Here is a 20,990-nt window from a genome sequence, read left to right as displayed (position 1 = left end):
GCCGGAGACGACAGACGTGGTCCGCCCCCGGGGGTTCCACTAGCATTCCGCGAATGGCCCTTCCCAAGACGATGGTCCACGCGCTGCACGACCAAGCCACCCAACGCGAGCATCGGCCCGCGTTGTGGACCCGGCGAGGTCGGGACTTCGTGCCCACCTCCTGGTTCGAATACGCACAACGGGTCAAGCGGTTCGCGCTCGGGTTGCATGCCCTGGGCTTCCGGGCGGGGGAGCCGCTGGCCATCATCAGCTTCAACCGCGAGGAGTGGCATGTCGCGGACCTGGCGGCCATGGCCCTGGGCGGCGTGCCAGTGGGGCTCTACGTCACGAGCAGCGAGGAGCAGCTGGAGTACATCCTCGGCCACTGTGGCGCGCGGTTCATCCTGGTGGAGAACGCCCGGTACCTGACGAAGGCGCTCGCGCTGCGGGCCCGGCTGCCGGCCCTCCAGCACATCCTCGTCATGGATGCGCCGGCCCCGTTGCCCGAGGGAGTGCTGCGCTACGCGGACGTGCTCTCCCGGGGCCTGGGGGTGGACGAGGGGCCCTACTGGGACAGCGTCAACGCGCTCCAGCCGGAGGGCCTGGGCACGCTGATCTACACGTCCGGCACGACGGGCCACCCCAAGGGGGTGATGCTCAGCCACCGCAACCTCACCTGGACCGCGCGTCAGCTCATCGACACGCTGCGGGTGGCGCGGGAGGACCAGACGCTCCTGTCGTACCTGCCGCTGTCGCACATCGCGGAGCAGATCATCTCGCTGCACGCGCCGCTCTTGCTGGGGCTGCAGGTGTACTTCGCGGACTCGGTGGACGCGATGGGCAAGAACCTCCAGGACGTGCGGCCCGCGCTCTTCTTCGGGGTGCCCCGCGTCTGGGAGAAGTTCAAGGCGAAGGCCGAGGACGGCTTCCGGGCGCAGTCTGCGCTGAAGCAGCGCCTGCTCGGGTGGGCGCGCCGGGTGACGCAGGAGCGCAACGGCCGGGCGCTCCAGCAGGAGCAGCGGCCCGTGTGGCTGGAGGCCCAGTATCAGCTCGCGCGGCGCCTGGTGCTGGCGCCCCTCAAGGCGCGCATCGGCCTGGAGCAGTGCCAGGTGTTCGCCACCTCGGCGGCGCCTATTGGCCGGGACGTGCTCGACTTCTTCACCTCCCTGGACATGGTCCTGCTGGAGGTGTGGGGCATGACGGAGCTGACCGGACCCGCCACGCTCAACACGCCCGAGGCCACCCGCATGGGCACCGTGGGCCGTCCCATGCTCGGCGTGGAGGTGCGCATCGACGAGGACGGGGAGATCCTCGTCCACGGCGGCAACACCTGCATGGGCTACTACAAGAACCCGTCCGCGACGCAGGAGCTGCTCGTGGAGGGGTGGCTGCACACCGGGGACGTGGGCCAGCTCGATGACGGCGGCTACCTGCGGATCACGGGCCGCAAGAAGGAGATCATCGTCACCTCTGGCGGCAAGAAGACGGCGCCCTCCAACATCGAGGAGCTGCTCAAGACGGTGAACCCCGTGGGCCATGCCGTGGTGGTGGGGGACCGCCGCAACTACCTGGTGGCGCTCGTCACGGTGGACGCGGAGAAGCTGGCCGGAGTTGCCAAGGCGCAGGGTTGGACGGAGGCGCCGGAGGCGCTCGTGCAGGATGCGCGGCTGCACGCGCTCATCCACGAAGGCATCGAGCGCGAGGTCAACCCGAAGCTCTCCCGCTTCGAGACCATCAAGCGCTTCGTCGTGCTGCCCCAGGACTTCACCGTCGAGAGCGGCGAGATGACGCCCACCCTCAAGGTGCGTCGCAAGGCCGTGGAGCAGAAGTACGCCGCCCTGATTGAGTCGCTCTACGCGGACGGCGCGCACGCGCCCGGACACGACTGAGGCGGGCCCGCAAAGCAGAAGGGGCGGGAACCCGCTTGGGTTCCTCGCCCCTCATGCGTCACGCGGACTTCGCGTGGACTGACTTCGCCAAGACTACTTGGCGGTGCGCGCGTTCATCGCGACGTAGTCGCGGCGCTTGGAGCCGGTGAACACCTGGCGCGGCCGGGCGATCTTCTGCTCCGGATCCTTCACCATCTCCTCCCACTGCGCGCACCAGCCCACCGTGCGGGGGATGGCGAACAGCACCGGGAACATCTCCACCTGGAAGCCCATCGCTTCGTAGATGAGGCCCGAGTAGAAGTCGACGTTCGGGTACAGCTTCCGCTTCACGAAGTACTCGTCCTGCAGGGCGATGCGCTCCAGCTCCAGGGCGATCTCGAGCAGCGGGTTCTTGCCCGTGACCTCGAAGACCTCGTCCGCCACGCGCTTGATGACCTTGGCGCGCGGATCGTAGGACTTGTAGACGCGGTGGCCGAAGCCCATCAGCTTCTTCTCGCCCTCGCCGCTCTTCACGGACTTGATGAAGTCCGGGACCTTGGAGATGTGGCCGATCTCGCGGAGCATGCGCAGCACCGCCTCGTTGGCGCCGCCGTGCAGCGGGCCGTAGAGGGCGCCGATGCCCGCGCTCACCGCCGAGTACGGATCCACCTCGGACGAGCCCACCGTGCGCACCGACGTGGTGGAGCAGTTCTGCTCGTGGTCCGCGTGGAGGATGAAGAGCACGTCCAGCGCGCGCTCCAGCACCGGGTGGACCTTGTAGGTCGTGGTGCCGATGCGCTTGATCATCGCCAGGAAGTTGGCGACGTAGGACAGGTCGTTGTCCGGGTAGATGTACGGAAGGCCCATCGTGTGCCGGTAGGAGAACGCGGCGATGGTGGGCATCTTCGCGATGAGCCGGGTGATCTGGATGCGGCGGCTCATCTCATCCTTGGTGTGCTTGGCGTCCGGGTAGAAGCCGGAGAGCGCCGCCACCGTGGAGGCCAGCATGGACATGGGGTGCGCGTCGTAGCGGAACCCGTCCATGAAGGACTTGATGTTCTCGTGCACGTAGGTGTGGTGCGTGACGAGGTGGGTGAACTGATCCAGCTCCTTCTGGGTGGGCAGCTCACCGTTGAGCAGGAGGTACGCGACCTCCAGGTAGCTGGACTTCTCGGCCAGCTGCTCGATGGGGTATCCGCGATACTCCAGGATGCCCTTGTCGCCATCGATGAAGGTGATGGCGCTCTTACAGTTCGCCGTATTGAGGAACGCGGGGTCGTAGCCCATCAGACCGAAGTCTTCGTCACTGACTTTGATCTGTCGCAGGGCGTTGGTGCGGATACAGCCGTTCTCGACCGGGACCTCGTACGTCTTCCCTGTCCGATTGTCGGTGATCGTCAGCGTGTCCTTGGGCATGGCGGGAGATTTCACAGTGCGCTCGAAGCTTTCAACAAAAAAGAACGATAAGTCGGTGAGGGTGACACTGATGGCTCCGCTCGGGGCTCAGGAAATACGGACCCCGAGCCGCGTGAGCTGTCTCCAGAACCCCGGGAAGCTCTTCTCCACACACTCGGGGCCGGTCAGCTCCAAGGAAGCGCCCGACAGGATGCCCAGTGTCGCGGCCGTCATGGCGAGCCGGTGATCTCCACGGCTGTCCACCGCGAACCGCTCGGGTGGGGCGGCCGGAGGGAAGATGCGCAGGCGTTCCCCCTCCAGCTGCGTGGTGCCTCCGTAGGCCGACACCAGGGTGCGGATGCCCTCCAGGCGGTCGCTCTCCTTGACCCGGAGGATGCCCACGTCCGTCAGCGTGGAGGGCTCCGGTAGCACGCAGGCCAGGGCGGCCAGGGTGGGCAGCAGGTCCGGACACTCGGTGCCCGACGCGAGCAGTCCTCCTCGCGCGCGGCCCTCCATCCGCAGGGTGTGGGCCTCACCCGTGGGCACGGCCCTGAGGCCCACCTGCTCCACGAGGCGGAGGATGGCCTGATCCGGGTGGGCGCTCTCCACGTCCGCGCGCTCCACGACGCTCCCGGTCTTCCACGCCGCGAGCAACAGATAGCCCAGCGAGGACCAGTCTCCAGGCAGAGAGGGGACCTCGGAGGGCGGGTGGTATCCGACCACCGCGTAGCGCGACGCGGACACCTCCAGCGCGAAGCCGAAGCGCTGGAGCCACGACACCGTCAGATCGAGGTACCCGGCGCTGGTCAGCGGGCCCTCGATTTCGACGCTCCACGGACGCTGTTCGCGCATGAACAGCGAGGCGCACCCCAGCAGGAGACTGGAGGCGTACTGGCTGCTCTGGGCCCCCGGGACGCGAAACACTGGCGCTGCCGTCGACGTGTCACGGGGCGCGGCGATCGTCACGGGCCACGGCTGACCTTCGCGCAGCTCCAGCCCCGAGCCGCCCAGCGTGGCGAGCAGCGAGGTGAAGAGCGGACCATGGGGGCGCTCGCCCAGGCGTGGCGTGCCCGTCAGTCGCGCCTGGATGCCGGGTGTGACAGCGGCCTGGGTGACGAGGATTCGGAACGGCGCACCCCCATCCGCGCAGTCCAGGTCGCGCACCGGACCTGCCGGCAACCGCAGCGCCTCAACGCCCCGGCGGAGCACGCGCACGTCGGCGGGAAGGTCGTCGTCGGCCTCTGCCTGGACACTGGGCAGCGGCCACGCTCCGGTGAGGTGGCCGAGCACCAGGGCGCGCTGCGCGTCCGACTTGGACACCGGCGGTGTCAGGCGCGCGGCGTGGAGGGCGCTGGAGTCGACGTGGACCCGACCCGGGTTCGCGGCGCTCATGGTCGAACTCCTTCGGTCCAGGCGGGCCACAGCTCACGCCAGGTGGCCGCGGCCACGTCGCGCACATCGGTGGCGCCCAGGGCCGTCAGCAGCACCATGCGCAGCTCGCCCTTGGCGCCGGCCTTCTTGTCGGCGTTGAGCAGCGCCACGACGTCGCGCTGCGAGGCTCGGCGCAGCAGGCGGGCGGCATGCTCTCGTTCCAGCACGCCAGGGCCGTTCTGAAGCGCGGCCTCGACCTCGGCGGCCACCATCCCCGGCGTCGCGCCCAGGTGTCGGCCCACGTCCAGGGCCATCAACATGCCGAGCCCCACCGCGTCGCCATGCGAGAGCTGGAAGCTGGAGAGGCTCTCCAGCACGTGGCCGAAGGTGTGCCCGAAGTTGAGCACGCGGCGCAGGCCCGTCAGCTCGTAGGGGTCACGCGCGCAGACGCTCTCCTTGAGGCGCCTGGCGTCCCGCACCAGCTTCTCCAGCGTGGGCGGCGTGCGCACGTAGCGCTTGAACAGCCCCGCGTCGAGCGTGGCGACCATCTTCCACGCCTCGATGGAGCCCTCGCGGATCTGCTGCGCGGAGAGGGTGGCGAAGAGGTCCGAACACAGCCAGCCCTCCTCGGCGTAGTGGAACACCCCGGCGGGGTTCTTCACCACGCGGCCTCGCACGGTGAGGTCCACCGCGCCCTTGCCTCCGAGGCTGCTGTCCACCGCCGCGAGCAGCGTGGTGGGGACCTGCACGAGTCGCACGCCTCGCTTGAGCAGGTGCGCGGCCACCGTGGCGACGTCTCCCACGGTGCCACCGCCCACCGCCACGAGCGTGCCGGAGCGGGGCAGGTTCACCCCGTTGGCCAGCACCTTCTCCAGGGATGCGAGGCTCTTGGCGCGCTCTCCGCCCACGAGCTGGATGATGGCTCGGGGCTCGCGGGCTTTCAGCGCGGGGATGAGGTCGGGGTGCAGCCGCGCCACGGTGCGGTCCACCACGGCCACGCAGCCCTCGGGCAGTCGCGTGGCGAGTCGAGTGAAGGAGCCCCACCGGTCGGCGGGGGGACGATAGGCGCCAGAGGGAAGGAGGCTCATGGGGTGTGGGGTCGGGCGTTCATCTGCAGGACGAGATCGGCGATGACCAGGGACACCATCGCCTCCAGGACAGGCACCGCGCGCGGCATGATGCAGGGATCGTGTCGGCCGCCCTTGGCGTGCTCCGCGAGGGTCGCGGGCGGCTTGAAGAAGGCGCGCACCTGAAGCGGCTCGCCATTGGCGAGGCCACCCTGGACCCCGCCGTACGCATCCTTCACGGCATGGAAGGCGAGGCCCGGCTGTCCGATGCGCTCCAGCAGATCCGGCGGACCCCAGACGACGCCGGTCACCGCGCCGATGCTGCCGAGCGCCTGGGCGATGAGCGCCTTGAGCTTGCCGAACACGGGCTCGCCCAGACCCACCGGCAGGCCCTCCACGCGCACGTCGATGGCGCCGCCCAGACTGTCGCCCGCTTCCTTCGCGACGAGGATGCGGCGGGACATCTCGTCACGCACCGAGGCATCCGGGCAGCGCGTGGGGTGCGCGTCCACGAGCGCGCGAGTCAGGCCCGGAGGCGGCACCTGCGCCACGAGGTTCCCCACCTGGGACACGTACGCCACGGTGGAGATGGAGGGCAGGTCGCGCGCCAGGTAGGCCTCGGCGATGGTTCCGCCAATGACGCGGCTGAGCGTCTCGCGCCCGCTGGTGCGTCCGCCGCCTCGGTGGTCCCGGTGCTTGTACCGCTCGCGCCACACGGCGTCCGCGTGGCCGGGACGGTCCTCCGCCTTCAGCTTGTCGTAGTCACCCGAGCGCTGGTTGGTGTTGCGCACGAGGGCCGCGATGGGCGTGCCCAGCGTCTTGTCCTCGAAGACGCCGGAGAGGACCTCCACCGAGTCCGGCTCGCTGCGCGCGGTCGTGATGGTGGACTGGCCCGGGCGGCGGCGATCCAGCGCGGCCTGGAGTTGCTCGCGCAGGAGGGGGACGCCCGCCGGACACCCATCCACCACGGCGCCGAGCGCCGGGCCGTGGCTCTCGCCGAAGGTCGTGAGACGAAAGAGGCTTCCGAAGGTGTTCATGTCGCTGTCTCCCAGAGTTCGCGCTGTCGCCGGGCCTGCGCGACGAACCAGGCCGCGCCGAGCATGAGCGGTGTCCCGCCTCGGCGGATGATGTCTTGGGCGATGCGCCGCCCGGGTGCTCCGTACGCGATGACCGCGACGCGCGCGCCCTCGAAGCGCAGGGACTCCGGTGCCGCCACGCGGTCCGGCCACGTCCAGACCACGTCGCCTCGCAGCGGCCCTTGTGCGTCCGCTCGGCGCAGTACGCGCAGCGCGCGGCCCACGTCCCCAGCCACTCCACGCAGCGCGGCGGTGGTTCCGCCATCACCGAGCACGAGGCACTCGCCTCCCGAATCCAGGCGCTTGAGCACCGTGCGCGCGCCCTCGGTGTCGGTGTTGAAGGCCTCCCAGCGGGAGCCTCGCCGCACGAGCGTGTTGATGGCCTCGAGCGACGTGCCCACGTGGCGAGCCAGACGCAGCTTGAAGGGGCTGGTGATGGCGAAGCCCGCGTAGTGCGGCAGCATCGCGTCCACCACCGCCTCCACCGGCGCGTCCTCGGGCAGGTCGATGCGATCGAACGGCTGGAGGTGGATCCGCGGTGAGCGCGAATGCGCGATCGACGTCCCGAGGATGCCGAGCCGCGCGCGCGAACCGGGAGCCGCCCGGGTCCACTCGCGAACCGCATCGTCGAGCAGCCGCTGTCCAGGTGCCGCGGCCCAGGCTCCGCCCGTGGCCACGTAGTCCAGGACATTCGCTCGGGCGAGCACCGCGCGCGCCGGCAGCGCCAGGGCACCCATGCCCAACACCGTGACGCGATGGGCCCCGAAGCGCTCCCTCAAGCGCCGCTGGGTCTCCAGCAGGACCGAGACATGCGCGGGCGTCTCCATGGGCTCCACATGCTTGACGAGCGCGTCCTCGGGCAGCACGCGCGACCACAGCGCCAGGGCCTCCTCGGACGACAGTGAGCGGGCCGCGTGGTGCGACGCGAGCAGCTTGCCCGGAGGCGCCGCGAGAACACGGGCGTGCGCGACGTCGAAATCCGCGCGCCAGCAGGCCTCGAGCCAGCGTGCGGGAATCGGCTGGCCTCGCTCGGAGACGAGCAGCGGCAGCACCTGGGCCAGCGCGTGGGGCGCGATGGCGTCGGGTGCGTGCAGATCCGTGCGCACCTCCAGCACGTCCGCGCCCCGTTGCTGGGCGTTCCTGGCGAAGCGGACGGCCTCGGGGCCGACGAGCGAAGGGGGCAGGGTGACGACGCGCCGGGCGGGCGTCACGGGGACTCCTCGAGGATGAGGCAGCCCCGGAGGAAGTCGACCAGGGCCACGGTGGTGACGCGCGCGTGCAGCGCCTCGCGCTCATGGAACAACGTGGAGATCTCCTCCTCCAGCGACACCTCGGGGCGCAGCCGGGGGCGCGTGCGGTCGCGCAGCAGCCGCTCGCGATAGGTCTCGAAGGTGAGCGGGACGAGGAGGGTGAACACGCCCGCGAGCGCGTCCGGGTGGTGCGAGAGGAAGCCCCCGCCCACGGACACCAGCGTGCCCTGGGGTTGATTCAGGAGCGCCTGCCGCTCGGCGACGCGGAACTCGCCTGGCGCCTCCGCCACCCAGGAGCGCAGCGAGCGGCCCGAGGCGCGCTCCAGCTCCGCGTCCAGATCCAACCCGGGGCGCCCGAGCAGCCGGGACACCAAGGGCAGCAGGCGACTCTTGCCCGCGGCCCGATGCCCGGCGATGACCACGGTCTGCGTGGCGCTGGGGCGCAGCGCCGGGCCGGGGGAGGCGAGTGCCTTCCTCAGCGACGACTTGAGACGCGGGTCCACCGCGTTGAGGACCTGCGTGACGAGCTGGTTGCGCGCTTCAGCGGACCGTTCCGACATAGACGAAGGCGGTTCCGAACAGCAGCGAGTGGGCATCGCGCGCGGAGTAGGCATCCGCCTGCTCCATGAGGCCGATGAATTTCTCGCCCGCGGGGAACGCCGCCGCGGTGCGCGGCAAGTACTCGTAGGCGGCCCGGTTGCCCGTGATCAGTCCGCCCACCGTCGGCATCACGACCTTGCTGTAGAATCGGAACAGGCCACCGAAGAAGCCCGCGGGCTGCCCGAACTCCAGCACCACCACGCGGCCGCCGGGACGCACCACGCGGGCCATCTCCTTCAGGCACTTCACGGGGTCATCCACGTTGCGGATGCCGAACGCGATGGACGCCACGTCGAAGCTGGCATCCGCGAAGGGAAGCGCCATCGCATCGGCCACCTGGAACTCGACCTCGAGGCCCGCCTGCTTCGCCTTGTCCGGCGCGACCTGGAGCATCTCGGGGCAGAAGTCCGTGCCCACCACGCGTCCCTGCGGGCCCACCTTCCGCTTGAAGACGAGCGCGAGGTCACCCGTCCCGGACGCGCAATCGAGGATGCGATCGCCCGGCTTCGCCCCGCTGAGGCGCACCGCGGTGCGGCGCCACAGCCGGTGCACGCCGAACGAGAGGACCTCGTTGGTCACGTCGTACCGCGTGGCGATGGAGGAAAACATCTGACGAACTTCGGTGCTCATCGCGCCCCCGCGATTTGGGCCGGAGTCTCCGGCCGCAGAAGGTGACGGTCCACGGCGTCTAGCACGGCTGGCAGCCGCTGCATCAGGTTCTCGAAGGCCGCGGGCGTGAGGGCCTGATGCCCATCGCACATGGCCTGCTCGGGCTTCGCATGGACCTCAATCAGCAGCCCGTCCGCACCCGCGGCGGCGGCGGCCAGCGACATGGGAAGGATGAGCGACGGCTCTCCCGTGGCATGCGACGGGTCCACGATAACGGGCAGGTGCGTGTGTTGCTTGGCCCACGCCACCGCGGCCAGGTCCAGCGTGTTGCGCATCGCCGGCTCGAACGTGCGGATGCCGCGCTCGCACAACAGCACCTGCTCGTTACCGCCATCCAACAGATACTCCGCGGCGAGCAGCCACTCTTGCAGCGTCGCGGCGAGTCCTCGCTTGAGCAGCACCGGCTTGCGCACCTTGCCCAGCGCGCGCAGCAACGAAAAGTTCTGCATGTTGCGAGCGCCGATCTGGAGGATGTCCGCGTGCTGTTCCATCAGCGGAATCTGCGCGGTCTCCATCACTTCACTGATGATGGGCAGGCCGTGCCGGCGCCCCGCATCCGCGAGCAGTCGCAGCCCCGGCTCACCCATTCCCTGGAAGGCGTAGGGGCTCGTGCGGGGCTTGAACACGCCTCCGCGCAACACGTGCGCTCCGGCGCTCGCCACCGCCGCGGCGGTGTGCTCCACCTGCGTCGTGCCCTCCACCGCACACGGCCCCGCCATCACCACGAAGCCTCGCCCGCCAAACTCCACGGGCCCGACTTGGACCCGCGTCCCCTCCGGACGTGCCGCACGCGACACGCGGAGCGCGCCCGGGCCGTCTGGCTGCTTGCCTCCCACGACGCCTCCAGTTCATGGAGTTCAAGTGGTTTTGAACTCCTTGGTGCATGTATAGCCGAGATGGCTTAGAAGACAACCGAAGGTGATGGGCTGTGCGACATGGATGAGGAAGGCTGATGAGGACGCTCACTCCCGTTGAGGGACAGCGCTGGGTGGCGGGGTGGGTGCCCTTGCCCGCGGTGGATCCGCTGGCGGGAGCGGACGTGCTGGGTCCTCCCTCGGTCTACTGGGAGCGTCCGCTCGCGCGAGAGGCGGCGGCGGGGTGGGGTGAGGCGGCGGCCTGGGAAGCGCGCTCGTCGTCCGAGGCGCACACGGTGTTGGCCTCATTGGCGAGCCAGGGCATGCGCTGGCTCGATTCGGCGCCGGTGGAGCTGCTGGGGCCGTGGTTCGGCGGGATGCGGTTCGGGGCCACGGGCGCGCCGGACTCCGCCTGGGACTCGCATGGCGTGGCCCGTTGGGTTCTTCCCGAAGTGCTCGTCTGTCGCTCGGGAGAAGGCGTGGTGATTGCCGCCTTCTCGCCGGACAACGAAGGGGGCGAGGCCCGGGTCCGCGCGCGGCTGGAGCAGGTGCGCGCCTCGTTCCCCACCGCGTACCGGCATCCCCGAGGAGGCGCGGTGGAGGTTCGCACACGCTCCTCGCGGTCGGACTTCGAGGCGCGAGTCACGCGGGCGGTGGAGGACATCGGCGCGGGCCACTTCCAGAAGGTGGTGCTCGCGCGCGCGATGGACGCCGAGGGCCCGGACGACTTCGACGTGGTGGATGTGCTGTCGCGGCTGCGAGAGCAGAATCCGCGCTGCGCCACCTTCCTGTTCCGCGCGCCGGATGGGGCCTGCTTCCTGGGCGCCACGCCCGAGACGCTGTGCCGGGTGGAGGGGCGGGTGCTGGAGACGGAGGCGCTCGCGGGCTCCGCCGCGCCGGGCCAGTCGGAGGGGTTGGGCGCGAGCGACAAGGACCGCCGAGAGCACGAGGCGGTGGTGCGCTACATCCTCGCGGCCCTGGCCCCGGTGGCCGAGCGGGTCTCCGCGGATGAGCAGCCCGCGTTCCTGACGTTGAAGAACGTGGTGCACCTGCGCACGGGCATTCGCGCGGAGCTGCGCGAGGGGGCCACCGCCGCGCAGGTCGTGTCGGCGCTGCATCCGACGCCCGCGGTGGGAGGCACGCCGCGTGAGCGCGCGCTGTCGTTCCTGGTGGAGCACGAGGCCTTGGACCGAGGCTGGTACGCGGGGCCGGTGGGTTGGGTGGGCGCGGGGCGGGCGCACTTGATGGTGGCATTGCGCTCGGCGCTGGTTCGAGGGCCGCGGGCGCGCCTCTTCGTGGGAGCGGGCATCGTCGCCGGCTCCAGCGCGGAGGCCGAGTGGCGGGAGACGGAGATGAAGAGCCTGGCGATGTTGCGGGCCTTGGGAGGCGGGGATGTCGTCCGACGCTAACCTCAACCAGCTCTGGGCCCGGGCCCTGCTGGAGGAGCTGATCCGCGGCGGCGTGCGCCACGCGGTGGTGTGTCCGGGCTCGCGCTCTTCGCCGCTGGCCCTGGCCTGCGCGAGCGCGGAGGGTCTGCGCACGTGGTCCGTCATCGACGAGCGGAGCGCGGGGTTCTTCGCGCTGGGCCTCGCGAAGCACTCGCGGGCGCCCGTGGTGCTGGTGGCGACGAGTGGCTCGGCGGGGGCGCACTTCTATCCCGCGGTCATCGAAGCGGCCATGTCACACGTGCCGCTGATCATCCTGACCGCGGATCGTCCCCTGGAGCTTCAGGGGTGGGGCGCGGCTCAGACCGTGCCGCAGGATCGGTTCTACGGCGAGTTCAGTCGCTTCTACGCGGACGTGGGACTGCCCGAGTCGGGGAACGCGCCCATCACCCACCTGCGAGCCACCGCGGCCCGCGCGGTCGGTTGCGCCATGCGCGCGCCGCGAGGTGCGGTGCAGCTCAACGTCCCGTTCCGCGAGCCGCTCGCGCCGACGCCCGAGGCCCATGGCGCCGAGCACCTCTCCATGCTGGCGAGAGCGGGACGCCAGGGCGTGCCGCTCACGCGCATCGTGCCGCCCTCGCGTGCGCCCGACGCGAACATCCTGGACGAGGTGCGCCGCCGAGTTGCCGCCACCGCGAGGGGCGTCATCGTCTGCGGTCCTCGTGACGAGGACGATGGCTTCAACGAAGCCATCACCGCGCTGAGCCTCGCGACGGGCTACCCCGTGCTCGCGGAGGCCGTGTCCCAGGCCCGCTTCGGTGGCGGGCCGCTCACGGTGTCCTGCTACGACGCGCTGCTGCGCCATGGTGCGTTCGCACAGGCGCATCGGCCCGAGCTGGTGCTGCGCTTTGGCGGAGGGCTGACCCCGAAGGCGCCCCAGCAATGGCTCGACGCGTCCGGCGCGGAGATTGTCGTCTTCAGTGACGAGGGCGCGCTGTTCGATCCCGCGCATCGCGCGGCCACGGTGGTCGAGGGCTCGGCGGTCCTCGCGTGTCGCGCGCTGGCGACAGGCCTGTCTCGTGGTCCGGGGAAGTGGGCCGAGTCGTTCCTCTCCGGGGAGCGCCGCGTCCGAGGGGCGTTGGAGGCCGCGTTCGCGGAGCGGCCCGACGTGCTCACCGAGCCGCGCGTGGCCAGCGAGGTGGTGGCCGCGCTGCCTGTCGGGGCGCAGTTGTTCGTGTCGAGCAGCATGCCCATTCGCGCGGTGGACGCGTTCGCGCCGTCGAGCGCGGGACCCATGCGCGTGCTCGCCAACCGGGGAGCGAACGGCATCGACGGGATTGTCTCCACTGCGGCGGGCATGGCCTCGGCGGCGGGTCGTCCGGCGGTACTGCTGACCGGGGACCTGGCGCTGCTTCACGACGTGGGCGGACTCGTCACCGCGGCTCGCGCGCGGGTGTCGCTCACGGTGGTGGTGGTGAACAACGACGGTGGAGGCATCTTCTCGTTCCTGCCCATCGCTCAGTCCGCGCCGCGCGAGGCCTTCGAGACACTGTTCGGTACTCCGCACGGCGTGGACCTGTCGCATGCGGCGGCCTTGGCCGGAGCCCGATTCTCGCGACCCACGACGCCTTCGGCGCTGCGCTCCGCGGTGCGCGAGGGGCTCGAAGGCGGATTGCGCGTGGTGGAGGTGCGAGTGGACCGGGCCACGAACGTGGATGACCACCGGCAGCTCTTCGCGCGGATGGCGGGCGCACTGGGAGACGGACCATGGGCGTGACGCTGGCGTACGAGACGTGGGGCGAGGGGCCTCGGACCGTGTTGCTGCTCCACGGCTTCACGGGCAGCCGCGCCTCCTTCGACCACCTGAAGCCCCTGCTGAGTCGCTCGGTGCGCGCGGTGGCGGTGGACCTGCCGGGCCATGGCGCCACGCCGTTGCCCGAGCGCTCGGGTCGAGAGGGCTTCGTCGAGACGGTCGACGCGGTGATCCGACTCGCGCGAAGCCTGGGTGAAGGCCCGGTGGATCTCCTCGGGTACTCACAGGGCGCGCGTGTTGCGCTGGCGGCGGCGGTGACGGCGCCCGAGGTGTTCGAGCGCCTCATCATGGAGAGCGGCTCGCCGGGGCTGCATCGCCGTCAGGAGCGCGCGGCGCGGCGCGAGTCGGATGCCCGGCTCGCGGCCTTCATCCAGGCGCGCGGCGTGGACGCCTTCGTGGAGCGCTGGGAGGCCCTGCCGCTGTTCGATGGCCTGCGCCAGCTTCCCGCGCAGCATCAAGATGCGCTGCGCGAGCGCCGACGCGCGTGCACGGTCACGGGGCTCGCGGGCGCGCTGGGGACGCTGGGGGTCGGAGTCCAGCCTGACTACTGGCCGAGTCTGCATCGACAGCGCCTGCCCACGTTGTTGCTGACGGGGGCTCGGGACGAGAAGTTCACCCAGCTCGCGCGGCGCATGGCGGCGGAGCTTCCGGTGGTGTGGCGGCACGCGTTCGCGGACTGCGGTCACACTCCCCACCTGGAGACGCCCGAGGCGTACGTGCGCGAGGTGCTCTCTTTTCTCCAGACACCCTGGTACGAAGCGCCGCAGTTCGAGCACACCGCGTTGCGCAGAGAGGCCTCGAGTCCATGAGCACCACCGTTCCCAACCTGGCCACGCCGGGACAGCCGCAGCCTTCCTTGAAGACGTGGTTGATGGCGGCGCGTCCGAAGACCCTGACCGCGGGCTCGGTGCCCGTGGTGGTGGGGACCGCGCTGGCGTTCGCCGAGGGCGTGGGACGTTGGCTGCCCGCGATCGCCGCGTTCGTGGGAGCGGTGCTCATCCAGATCGGGACGAACTTCGTCAACGACTACTACGACTTCAAGAAGGGCGCCGATACGGCAGAGCGCCTCGGGCCCACGCGCGTGACGCAGAGCGGGCTCATCTCGCCGAGCACGGTCATGGCGGGCGCGCTGGTGTGCTTCGGCCTGGCCACGCTCGTGGGCGTGTACCTGGTGGCGATCGCCGGTTGGCCCATCCTCGTCGTGGGCCTGGCTTCGCTCCTGTGTGGCTATGCGTACACGGGTGGCCCGTATCCGCTGGGCTATCACGGCCTGGGTGATCTCTTCGTGCTCATCTTCTTCGGCTTCGCCGCCGTGGCGGGCACGTACTTCGTGCAAGCGGGCCTGGTGAGCACCGCGGCATGGTGGGCCGCGGTGCCGGTGGGCGGCCTGGGCACGGGCATCCTCGTGGTGAACAACCTGCGGGATGCCACCACGGACGTGAAGGCCGGCAAGCGCACGCTCGTCGTTCGTTTCGGCTCGGGCTTCGGCAAGGCGGAGTACGTGCTGCTGCTGGCGCTGTCCTACGCCACGCCTGTCGCACTGCTCGCGATGGGCCTCGCGAGTCCGTGGGTGCTGTTGCCGTTCCTGAGCCTGCCGCTGGCGGTGCCGCCCTTGAAGCTCGTGCTCAAGTCGCAGGGCGCGGCACTCAACCCCGCATTGGGTGGCACGGCGCGACTGCAGCTCGTGTTCGGCGTGCTCTTCGCGGTGGGGCTGTACCTGCGCTGACGAGCGCCATGCGCATCGCCCACGCGACGCTGACCCCGCTGCGGCTGGACTTCGCTCGGCCGCTACGGACGGCGCGCGCGACGTACGCGGCACGCGAAGGTTGGATCGTGCGCCTCGTGGATGAAGCGGGTCACGTAGGGCGAGGCGAGGCCATGCCGTTGCCTGAGTTCGGCACGGAACCCCTCGCGGCGACTGAATCCGCGCTGAGACGGTGGTCCTCGACGCTGGTGGGCCAGACCGTCGCCGACTCGCTGGAGGCGATTGCGTCCACGCTGAGCGGAGACGCCACCGAGTTGGAGCGGTGGGGCGGCGCAAAGGTCCGAGTCCGCGCGAGTGGGACGGCTCCGCGACTGCCTGCCGCGGAGCATGCGTTGGAGCAGGCCCTGCTGGAGTTACTCGCGCTGCGCCGAGGGCTCCCGCTCCGCAAGCTCTTCTTCGAAGCCGCGCGCTCCGCGGTCCGCGTGAATGCGCTCCTGGGAGCCGCAACTCCCGCCGTACTCGCGGACGAAGCGCACCAGTCCGTGGCCGAAGGCTTCGACACGCTGAAGCTCAAGGTCGCCGGACGCCCGCTCGACGAAGACGAAGCCCGGGTGCGAGCGGTGCGCGAGGCCGCGGGTCCACGCGCACGGATCCGCCTCGATGCGAACGGCGGCTGGACCGAGCCCGAGGCAATTCAAGCCCTGCGGGTGCTCCATCGATACTCACCGGAGCTGGTGGAGCAGCCCACGCCCGCCGAGGATTGGGACGCACTCTGCCGAGTGCAGCAGTCCGCACCGTGTGCCATCGCCGCGGATGAGTCGCTCGTGTCGCCGGAGCGATTGCGTCGAGCATTGTCATCCGAGGAGGGCACGCCTTCCGTGCGCGTTTGGGTTCTCAAGCCCATGGTGCTCGGAGGCTTGTTGACGTCCCTCGAGTGGGCGCGCCGAGCGGAACGCCGAGGCATCCGGACGTTCGTCACCAGCTCACTGGATGGAGTGATCGCACGAGCAGGTGCGGCACACCTCGCGGCGGCGCTACCGTCGGGCGAGCTGGCCTCGGGGCTCGCGGTGGGGCGCTTGTTCACGAACGAGCCACCGGTCCATCCGTATCGACCCGTGGCGGGGCGGATCCACTTGTCCGATGCCCCGGGAATCGGCTGGGAGGAACAGCGGGAATGACGTTCGACTGTCCCATTCACGAGGGCGCGCGAAATCACCCGGCTGCGGAGGCCCTGACCTTCGCGGGACGCGCGTGGACCTACGCGGCCCTGGACACAGAGGTCTCACGTTGGACCGCCGCGTTGGATCAGCGAGGCGTGGGCAGCGGTTCGCGGGTCGCGGTGCTGTCCGCGAGCCATCCTTCAGTCGTGTTCCTGTTCTGGGCCCTGTGTCGCCTGGGTGCCATCTATGCGCCGTTGAACGCACGGCTCACGGCCGTGGAGCTGGCGCCGCTCGTGGAGGACATCGCGCCCGTGCTCAGGCTCGCACAGGCATCTCTCGCGGAGCGCCTCCCCGGAGCAGAGCCGCTGGAGGCCTGGGCAGAGAACTCCCGCGCGCCTTCGTCCACGCAGGTGCCACTTCATCGAGACACGCCACGGGTCATCCTCTTCACCAGTGGGACGACAGGGCGACCGAAGGGGGCCGTGCTCACCGAGGGCGCCTTCCGCGCGTCGGCGCGAGCCTCGGCAGCGAACCTCGGAGCCCATGCCGCGCCGCGCTGGCTGGGCACACTGCCGCTGTTCCACGTAGGCGGGCTCGCGATGCTCACGCGAACGGCCTTCGAGGGTGGCTGTCTTCTTCTCCACGAGCGCTTCGATGCGAGCGCGGTCAACCGCGCCATCGACTTCTCAGGCGTCACGCATGCCAGCTTCGTGGCCACCACGCTGGAACGGGTCCTCGACGAGCGCAGCGATCGGCCTGTGCCAGACACCTTCCGTCTCGCATTGATTGGTGGCGGACCGGTGCCCACGCCCTTGTTGGCGCGAGCCCGTGCGGCGGGCCTGCTCGCGCTCCAGACCTACGGCTTGACCGAGGCCTGTTCTCAGGTGGCGACAGAACGTCCCAGCGAAGCCGATGGCCGCACGGCCGGGCCACCGCTTCCCACCCTCGAGGTCCGCATCGTCGACCCGCGGGGCCGTGCTCTCGGTGCTGGCGAGGAGGGCGACATCGAAGTGCGCGGTGAGACGGTGATGGCGGGCTACTGGAACCGCCCCGATGCAACACGCGAAGCCCTGCGTGAAGGCTGGTTGCGCACGCGAGACGTCGGAGTGCTCGATGTGCGAGGCCGGCTGACCTTGCTCTCACGCCGCACGGATCTCGTCGTGCGCGGAGGCGAGAACATCTATCCCGCGGAGATCGAGGCCGTGCTCGCCAACCACCCCTCCGTGCTGGAGAGCGCGGTCGTCGGTGTGCCCGAGCCACGCTGGGGCGAAGTCCCCGTCGCGTTCGTGGTGACTCGGGCGGGGAGCTCGGCTCCAACGGCAGGGGAACTCGAGGTCTGGTGTCGACAGTCGCTCGCGGGGTTCAAGGTGCCCGCGCGATTCATCTTCATCGCGGAGCTGCCACGCAACGCGATGAGCAAGGTCGAGCGCGGCGTGCTGCGCCAGCAAGCCACACGCTGAGGTTCGACCTCGAGTTCGTGTGACGGGGCTGCCTCGGGAGCGCTCGAAACAGTGCCTCCCGCCCCGGCCCGCGAAGGTGCGGAGCCGGGGCAGGAGAGGCTCAACACTCGGAGGCGGGGTGGCCCCACGGATTGGTGCGCGTGTACTTCCTCAGCAACGTGCACATCCGATGCGCCAGCGTGCTCCCTGACTTCACGGGGGCCGCGCGGCGGTACGCTACGGTCCTCTCCAGACGGGACACCTGGAGCGCCAGCTTGCGCTGCACCTCAGGGGACCACCGCTGGAAGTCGAGCCATTCCATGTGTCTGCTCCTTCGCGAGACTGCGCGGGAAGCAGCCATTCAACGCCTGATGCCGAGGGAAAGCACGACGCCCCGCGCTAACGCGAGGCGCCAGTGCGCGCTTCCCGACAGCGCAACTCAGGCCTTCGGGGTCGAAGCGGGTCGCCCAATGAGCATCATCAGGCCGAACGGATTTCCCGCGTTCGTCAGGCGATCAATCTCCCAGATGTAGTCGTCGCTCAGACCTTCCGTCAGCTCGCGCATCTCCTCCACCGAGTAGGTCCGCAGGCACGACACCACGCCGTCGAACGCGGCCGCGAAGGGGATGAGCGGCAACAAATACGTGAACGCCAGCCGATCCAGCTTCACCGGACGAATGAAGGGCGTGGTCAAGGGCACGTTGAGCAGCGCCGCGGCCGTCATCGCGATGGCCGGCCCTCGTCGCTCCACCAACTCCATGATGGCGATGCCGCGCCGCTGCGCCACTGCATCCGCGAGCACCTTGCGCGCCTGCTCGGGCGGCAGGTGGTGGAACGAGTTGCACATGATGCGGAAGCCCGAGTACTCGGGGGGAACCGCGGTCGCGTCCACGGGCGTCGACACGTAGTCGATGCGCCCGGCGTGCTGCGTCTTCACCTTCTCGAACGTCTCCACGTCCGGATACAGGTCCGTCAGCAGCGCGTCGACCTTGTAGTTCTCTCGCTCCTCCATCAGCTGGATGAGCTTGGGCACCGGGCCCGCGCTCCCGGACGCCATGTCCAGCAGCGTGTGTTCGCCCATGGACTCCATCGCCCGCTTCAGCCGCGTGACGAACTCCGTGTACCGGTCGTCAGACAGGCCCCATACAAAAGCCAGGAAGTCCGTCACACCGCGTCGGAGCGTCGCGGGGAACCACGGCTGATCCTCAAGCTCGAAAAGTTGCAGTCTGGGCATAATTGATGGGCGCGCCAAGGGGCGGGGAGAGAGGTGGGGGGCGCCAATCTCGCCGAGTTCTCCAGCTCACACAAGCGGTCCGTGCGGGGCCTTCGCATTCATCTGATGCATCAATTTAACCAGACTGTTCCAGGAGTTCTGCGCGGTAGGGGCGCAATGTTGAACCCCCAGGGTAAGAATTGAGCCAGCTTTCCATGTTTCACCGGGACAATTGCCAGACATGCAAGGAATTTCGCGCGCGGCGTTTGTGAAGAGAGAGACGTGAAATCGCGTCGGGGGTGTGTCGCGCGAGACACATGCGGTGAAACAAATCGCAATGGTGCGAGTGCCGGATGTTGGGGCTACACTGAACTCCACGGACAACGGGGGGATTCAGACAGGCGCACGCTCAACATCACGGCACGCACGCAACGGGGAGTGGGCAGATGGCTCCAGAGTCTGTGGATGTGATCATCGTGGGATGCGGCCCGGTGGGGGCCATGGCAGCCAACTTCTTGGGCCAGCAGGGGCTGCGCACCCTGATCATCGAGAAGGAGACAACGCCCCATGGGCAGTCTCGCGCCATCAACGCCGACGACGAGACGCAACGCATCTTCCAAGCCGCGGGCCTGATGGATGTGCTGGGGCCGGACCTTCATCCCTGCCAGCGCATGGCGTATGTCGATGACGAGCTGCGCGTGTTGGCGGAGGTGGACTTCGCCAAGGTGGAGCGCCCGAACGGCCACGCCATCGGCGCGCTCTTCACGCAGCCGCGTTTGGAGGCCGCGCTTCGCAAGGGCTTCCAGCGCCACGCGAGCGTCTCGTTCTGGCCGGGCTCGGAGGTCGAGTCCTTCGTGCAGGACGAGGACGGTGTGTCGGTGCGCGTGAAGGACCTCGCCTCGGGGCGCACCGAGTCCGTGTACGCGCGCTACCTCCTGGCATGCGATGGCTCGCACAGCAGCATCCGTCGGCGGCTCGGCCTGGCGCTGCAGGGCACGACGGCGCAGGCGCACGCGCTGGCCATCGCGGTGGGGACGACCTCAGAGGCGCCGGACTTCACCTACTACCCCTGCGGCCCGGAGCGGGTGGGCATCGCGACGCGGACGGCGCGCGATGAGCTGCGCTTCGACATGGTGGTGCGGCCGGGGCAGGACCTGGAGGAAGTGCGCCGGCCCGAGTACGTGCGGCGGATCATCTCGGCCTTCGTGGATCCGGCGACGGTGACGGTGAAGAGCGTCAACGTGTACGCGTATCACAGCCGCATGGCGGAGAAGTGGCGCGTGGGCCGCGTCTTCCTGCTCGGCGACGCGGCGCACCTCATGCCTCCGTTCCTGGGGCAGGGCCTGTGCTCGGGCCTGCGTGACGCGGCGAACCTCACGTGGAAGCTGGCGCAGGTGCTCGGCGGCGGCGCGGACGACTCGCTGCTGGATACGTACGAAGTGGAGCGGCGTCCCCACGCGGCGGAGATGATGCGCATCTCCGAGTCGCTGGGGCAGATGCTCTCCTCGGGCGGTCCGCTGATGTCTCGCGCGCGCAACGCCCTCATCCACCTGCTGTACCGGTTGCCCGTGACGGGGCCGTTCATCCGCGAGTACCGGATGAAGCCGAACCTCTTCTTCTCCGAGGGCTTCATGCGGGGCGGGCGCCGCGAGGGGAAGGACGCAGCCGAGGGGCTGCTCATTCCGCAGCCGCGGGTCCAGCGCGCGAACGGGGAGGCGCTCCTCCTGGACGACGCGCTGGGGGATGGCTTCGCGGTCATCACCCGGCCGGGCGCGACGGTGGAAGTGCAGCAGGGCGCGCGGGCCCTGGCCGAGGAGCTGGGGGCGACGTGGGCGCACCTGGCGCCCGCGGCCCGTGTCGACGCGGGCCGCTCGGGTGAACTCGTCGATGTGGAGGGCCGCCTCGGGAGCTGGTTCGCGAAGCACTCCGCGGACGTGGTGGTGGTGCGGCCGGACCGCTACGTGTTCGGCACCGCGGATGCGACGACGCTGAGCGACCTGCACGGCTCGCTCAAGGGCCGCATCCGCCCGTGTACGCGGCGGGGCGGGCGCGTGTCGCGGCGCGCCTCGAGCGCCTAGGCCATCCCTGAAACGACTCCGGGCGCCCTGGAACAAGCCAGGAGCGCCCGGAAGGACTTCGGAAGGGG

The 20,990-nt window shown here is 69.9% G+C and carries 18 protein-coding genes; 8 read left to right on the top strand and 10 right to left on the bottom strand.

Annotated elements, in window-relative coordinates:
* The first annotated feature begins 53 nt into the window (after positions 1-53).
* Positions 54-1,868, top strand: a complete 1,815-nt coding sequence (locus JGU66_18015) for an AMP-binding protein (GenBank protein MBJ6762665.1) — start codon at positions 54-56, stop codon at positions 1,866-1,868.
* 93 nt (positions 1,869-1,961) lie between these two features.
* On the opposite strand, the gene JGU66_18010 is transcribed toward JGU66_18015, so the two are convergent.
* The 8 genes from JGU66_18010 to aroF all read right to left on the bottom strand — a co-directional run bounded on the left by JGU66_18010 (position 1,962) and on the right by aroF (position 10,111).
* Positions 1,962-3,263 carry a citrate synthase gene (locus JGU66_18010; GenBank protein MBJ6762664.1) on the bottom strand — a complete coding sequence of 434 codons (1,302 nt, stop codon included), beginning with the start codon at positions 3,261-3,263 and terminating at the stop codon, positions 1,962-1,964.
* 87 nt (positions 3,264-3,350) lie between these two features.
* On the bottom strand, positions 3,351-4,634 hold the full coding sequence (locus JGU66_18005) for a 3-phosphoshikimate 1-carboxyvinyltransferase (protein ID MBJ6762663.1): 1,284 nt from the start codon (positions 4,632-4,634) through the stop codon (positions 3,351-3,353).
* Positions 4,631-5,701 (bottom strand): 3-dehydroquinate synthase, encoded by a 1,071-nt coding sequence (locus JGU66_18000; GenBank protein ID MBJ6762662.1) that lies wholly within the window; start codon positions 5,699-5,701, stop codon positions 4,631-4,633. The genes JGU66_18005 and JGU66_18000 overlap by 4 nt, the downstream gene beginning before the upstream one ends.
* Complete coding sequence (gene aroC / locus JGU66_17995; protein MBJ6762661.1) at positions 5,698-6,717, bottom strand: chorismate synthase; 1,020 nt, start codon at positions 6,715-6,717, stop codon at positions 5,698-5,700. Before aroC ends, JGU66_18000 begins: the two co-directional genes overlap by 4 nt.
* The gene (locus JGU66_17990; GenBank protein MBJ6762660.1) at positions 6,714-7,967 is read right to left on the bottom strand and encodes a shikimate dehydrogenase; all 1,254 of its coding nucleotides are present in this window, start codon (positions 7,965-7,967) and stop codon (positions 6,714-6,716) included. The genes aroC and JGU66_17990 overlap by 4 nt, the downstream gene beginning before the upstream one ends.
* Entirely contained in the window at positions 7,964-8,566 is a 603-nt protein-coding gene (locus tag JGU66_17985) for a shikimate kinase (GenBank protein ID MBJ6762659.1), read from the bottom strand. The genes JGU66_17990 and JGU66_17985 overlap by 4 nt, the downstream gene beginning before the upstream one ends.
* On the bottom strand, positions 8,547-9,236 hold the full coding sequence (ubiE, locus tag JGU66_17980) for a bifunctional demethylmenaquinone methyltransferase/2-methoxy-6-polyprenyl-1,4-benzoquinol methylase UbiE (GenBank protein MBJ6762658.1): 690 nt from the start codon (positions 9,234-9,236) through the stop codon (positions 8,547-8,549). Before ubiE ends, JGU66_17985 begins: the two co-directional genes overlap by 20 nt.
* Positions 9,233-10,111 carry a 3-deoxy-7-phosphoheptulonate synthase gene (gene aroF, locus JGU66_17975; GenBank protein ID MBJ6762657.1) on the bottom strand — a complete coding sequence of 293 codons (879 nt, stop codon included), beginning with the start codon at positions 10,109-10,111 and terminating at the stop codon, positions 9,233-9,235. Before aroF ends, ubiE begins: the two co-directional genes overlap by 4 nt.
* A 116-nt stretch (positions 10,112-10,227) precedes the next feature.
* Here aroF and JGU66_17970 point away from each other — a divergent pair, with 116 nt between their 5' ends.
* The 6 genes from JGU66_17970 to menE are packed head-to-tail and all read left to right on the top strand — an operon-like array spanning position 10,228 to position 17,652.
* Positions 10,228-11,538, top strand: coding sequence for an isochorismate synthase (locus JGU66_17970; GenBank protein MBJ6762656.1), 1,311 nt, complete (start codon positions 10,228-10,230; stop codon positions 11,536-11,538).
* The gene (gene menD / locus JGU66_17965) at positions 11,522-13,291 is read left to right on the top strand and encodes a 2-succinyl-5-enolpyruvyl-6-hydroxy-3-cyclohexene-1-carboxylic-acid synthase (GenBank protein MBJ6762655.1); all 1,770 of its coding nucleotides are present in this window, start codon (positions 11,522-11,524) and stop codon (positions 13,289-13,291) included. Before JGU66_17970 ends, menD begins: the two co-directional genes overlap by 17 nt.
* Positions 13,282-14,136 carry a 2-succinyl-6-hydroxy-2,4-cyclohexadiene-1-carboxylate synthase gene (menH, locus tag JGU66_17960; GenBank protein ID MBJ6762654.1) on the top strand — a complete coding sequence of 285 codons (855 nt, stop codon included), beginning with the start codon at positions 13,282-13,284 and terminating at the stop codon, positions 14,134-14,136. Before menD ends, menH begins: the two co-directional genes overlap by 10 nt.
* Entirely contained in the window at positions 14,133-15,053 is a 921-nt protein-coding gene (locus tag JGU66_17955; protein MBJ6762653.1) for a 1,4-dihydroxy-2-naphthoate polyprenyltransferase, read from the top strand. The genes menH and JGU66_17955 overlap by 4 nt, the downstream gene beginning before the upstream one ends.
* An 8-nt stretch (positions 15,054-15,061) precedes the next feature.
* The gene (gene menC, locus JGU66_17950; GenBank protein ID MBJ6762652.1) at positions 15,062-16,210 is read left to right on the top strand and encodes an o-succinylbenzoate synthase; all 1,149 of its coding nucleotides are present in this window, start codon (positions 15,062-15,064) and stop codon (positions 16,208-16,210) included.
* Entirely contained in the window at positions 16,207-17,652 is a 1,446-nt protein-coding gene (gene menE, locus JGU66_17945) for an o-succinylbenzoate--CoA ligase (protein MBJ6762651.1), read from the top strand. The genes menC and menE overlap by 4 nt, the downstream gene beginning before the upstream one ends.
* Before the next feature lie 100 nt (positions 17,653-17,752).
* On the opposite strand, the gene JGU66_17940 is transcribed toward menE, so the two are convergent.
* Together JGU66_17940 and JGU66_17935 are read right to left on the bottom strand one after the other, a co-directional pair.
* Positions 17,753-17,953 carry a hypothetical protein gene (locus tag JGU66_17940; GenBank protein MBJ6762650.1) on the bottom strand — a complete coding sequence of 67 codons (201 nt, stop codon included), beginning with the start codon at positions 17,951-17,953 and terminating at the stop codon, positions 17,753-17,755.
* Between the two features lie 117 nt (positions 17,954-18,070).
* On the bottom strand, positions 18,071-18,799 hold the full coding sequence (locus JGU66_17935; protein ID MBJ6762649.1) for a hypothetical protein: 729 nt from the start codon (positions 18,797-18,799) through the stop codon (positions 18,071-18,073).
* Between the two features lie 491 nt (positions 18,800-19,290).
* Here JGU66_17935 and JGU66_17930 point away from each other — a divergent pair, with 491 nt between their 5' ends.
* Complete coding sequence (locus JGU66_17930) at positions 19,291-20,922, top strand: bifunctional 3-(3-hydroxy-phenyl)propionate/3-hydroxycinnamic acid hydroxylase (protein ID MBJ6762648.1); 1,632 nt, start codon at positions 19,291-19,293, stop codon at positions 20,920-20,922.
* The last annotated feature ends 68 nt before the right edge of the window (positions 20,923-20,990 follow it).

The organism is Myxococcaceae bacterium JPH2, assembly GCA_016458225.1.
Classification (GTDB): domain Bacteria; phylum Myxococcota; class Myxococcia; order Myxococcales; family Myxococcaceae; genus Citreicoccus.
The sequence above is the reverse complement of the archived record's forward strand: the minus strand, read 5'-3'. Positions and strand labels throughout refer to the sequence as shown.

Bases quoted from the DNA above. Each gene is read 5' to 3' on its own strand.
- JGU66_18015 (MBJ6762665.1), top strand. From the start codon at position 54: ATGGCCCTTCCCAAGACGATGGTCCACGCGCTGCACGACCAAGCCACC.
- JGU66_18010 (MBJ6762664.1), bottom strand. From the start codon at position 3,263: ATGCCCAAGGACACGCTGACGATCACCGACAATCGGACAGGGAAGACG.
- JGU66_18005 (MBJ6762663.1), bottom strand. From the start codon at position 4,634: ATGAGCGCCGCGAACCCGGGTCGGGTCCACGTCGACTCCAGCGCCCTC.
- JGU66_18000 (MBJ6762662.1), bottom strand. From the start codon at position 5,701: ATGAGCCTCCTTCCCTCTGGCGCCTATCGTCCCCCCGCCGACCGGTGG.
- aroC (MBJ6762661.1), bottom strand. From the start codon at position 6,717: ATGAACACCTTCGGAAGCCTCTTTCGTCTCACGACCTTCGGCGAGAGC.
- JGU66_17985 (MBJ6762659.1), bottom strand. From the start codon at position 8,566: ATGTCGGAACGGTCCGCTGAAGCGCGCAACCAGCTCGTCACGCAGGTC.
- ubiE (MBJ6762658.1), bottom strand. From the start codon at position 9,236: ATGAGCACCGAAGTTCGTCAGATGTTTTCCTCCATCGCCACGCGGTAC.
- JGU66_17970 (MBJ6762656.1), top strand. From the start codon at position 10,228: ATGAGGACGCTCACTCCCGTTGAGGGACAGCGCTGGGTGGCGGGGTGG.
- menD (MBJ6762655.1), top strand. From the start codon at position 11,522: ATGTCGTCCGACGCTAACCTCAACCAGCTCTGGGCCCGGGCCCTGCTG.
- menH (MBJ6762654.1), top strand. From the start codon at position 13,282: ATGGGCGTGACGCTGGCGTACGAGACGTGGGGCGAGGGGCCTCGGACC.
- JGU66_17955 (MBJ6762653.1), top strand. From the start codon at position 14,133: ATGAGCACCACCGTTCCCAACCTGGCCACGCCGGGACAGCCGCAGCCT.
- menC (MBJ6762652.1), top strand. From the start codon at position 15,062: ATGCGCATCGCCCACGCGACGCTGACCCCGCTGCGGCTGGACTTCGCT.
- menE (MBJ6762651.1), top strand. From the start codon at position 16,207: ATGACGTTCGACTGTCCCATTCACGAGGGCGCGCGAAATCACCCGGCT.
- JGU66_17940 (MBJ6762650.1), bottom strand. From the start codon at position 17,953: ATGGAATGGCTCGACTTCCAGCGGTGGTCCCCTGAGGTGCAGCGCAAG.
- JGU66_17930 (MBJ6762648.1), top strand. From the start codon at position 19,291: ATGGCTCCAGAGTCTGTGGATGTGATCATCGTGGGATGCGGCCCGGTG.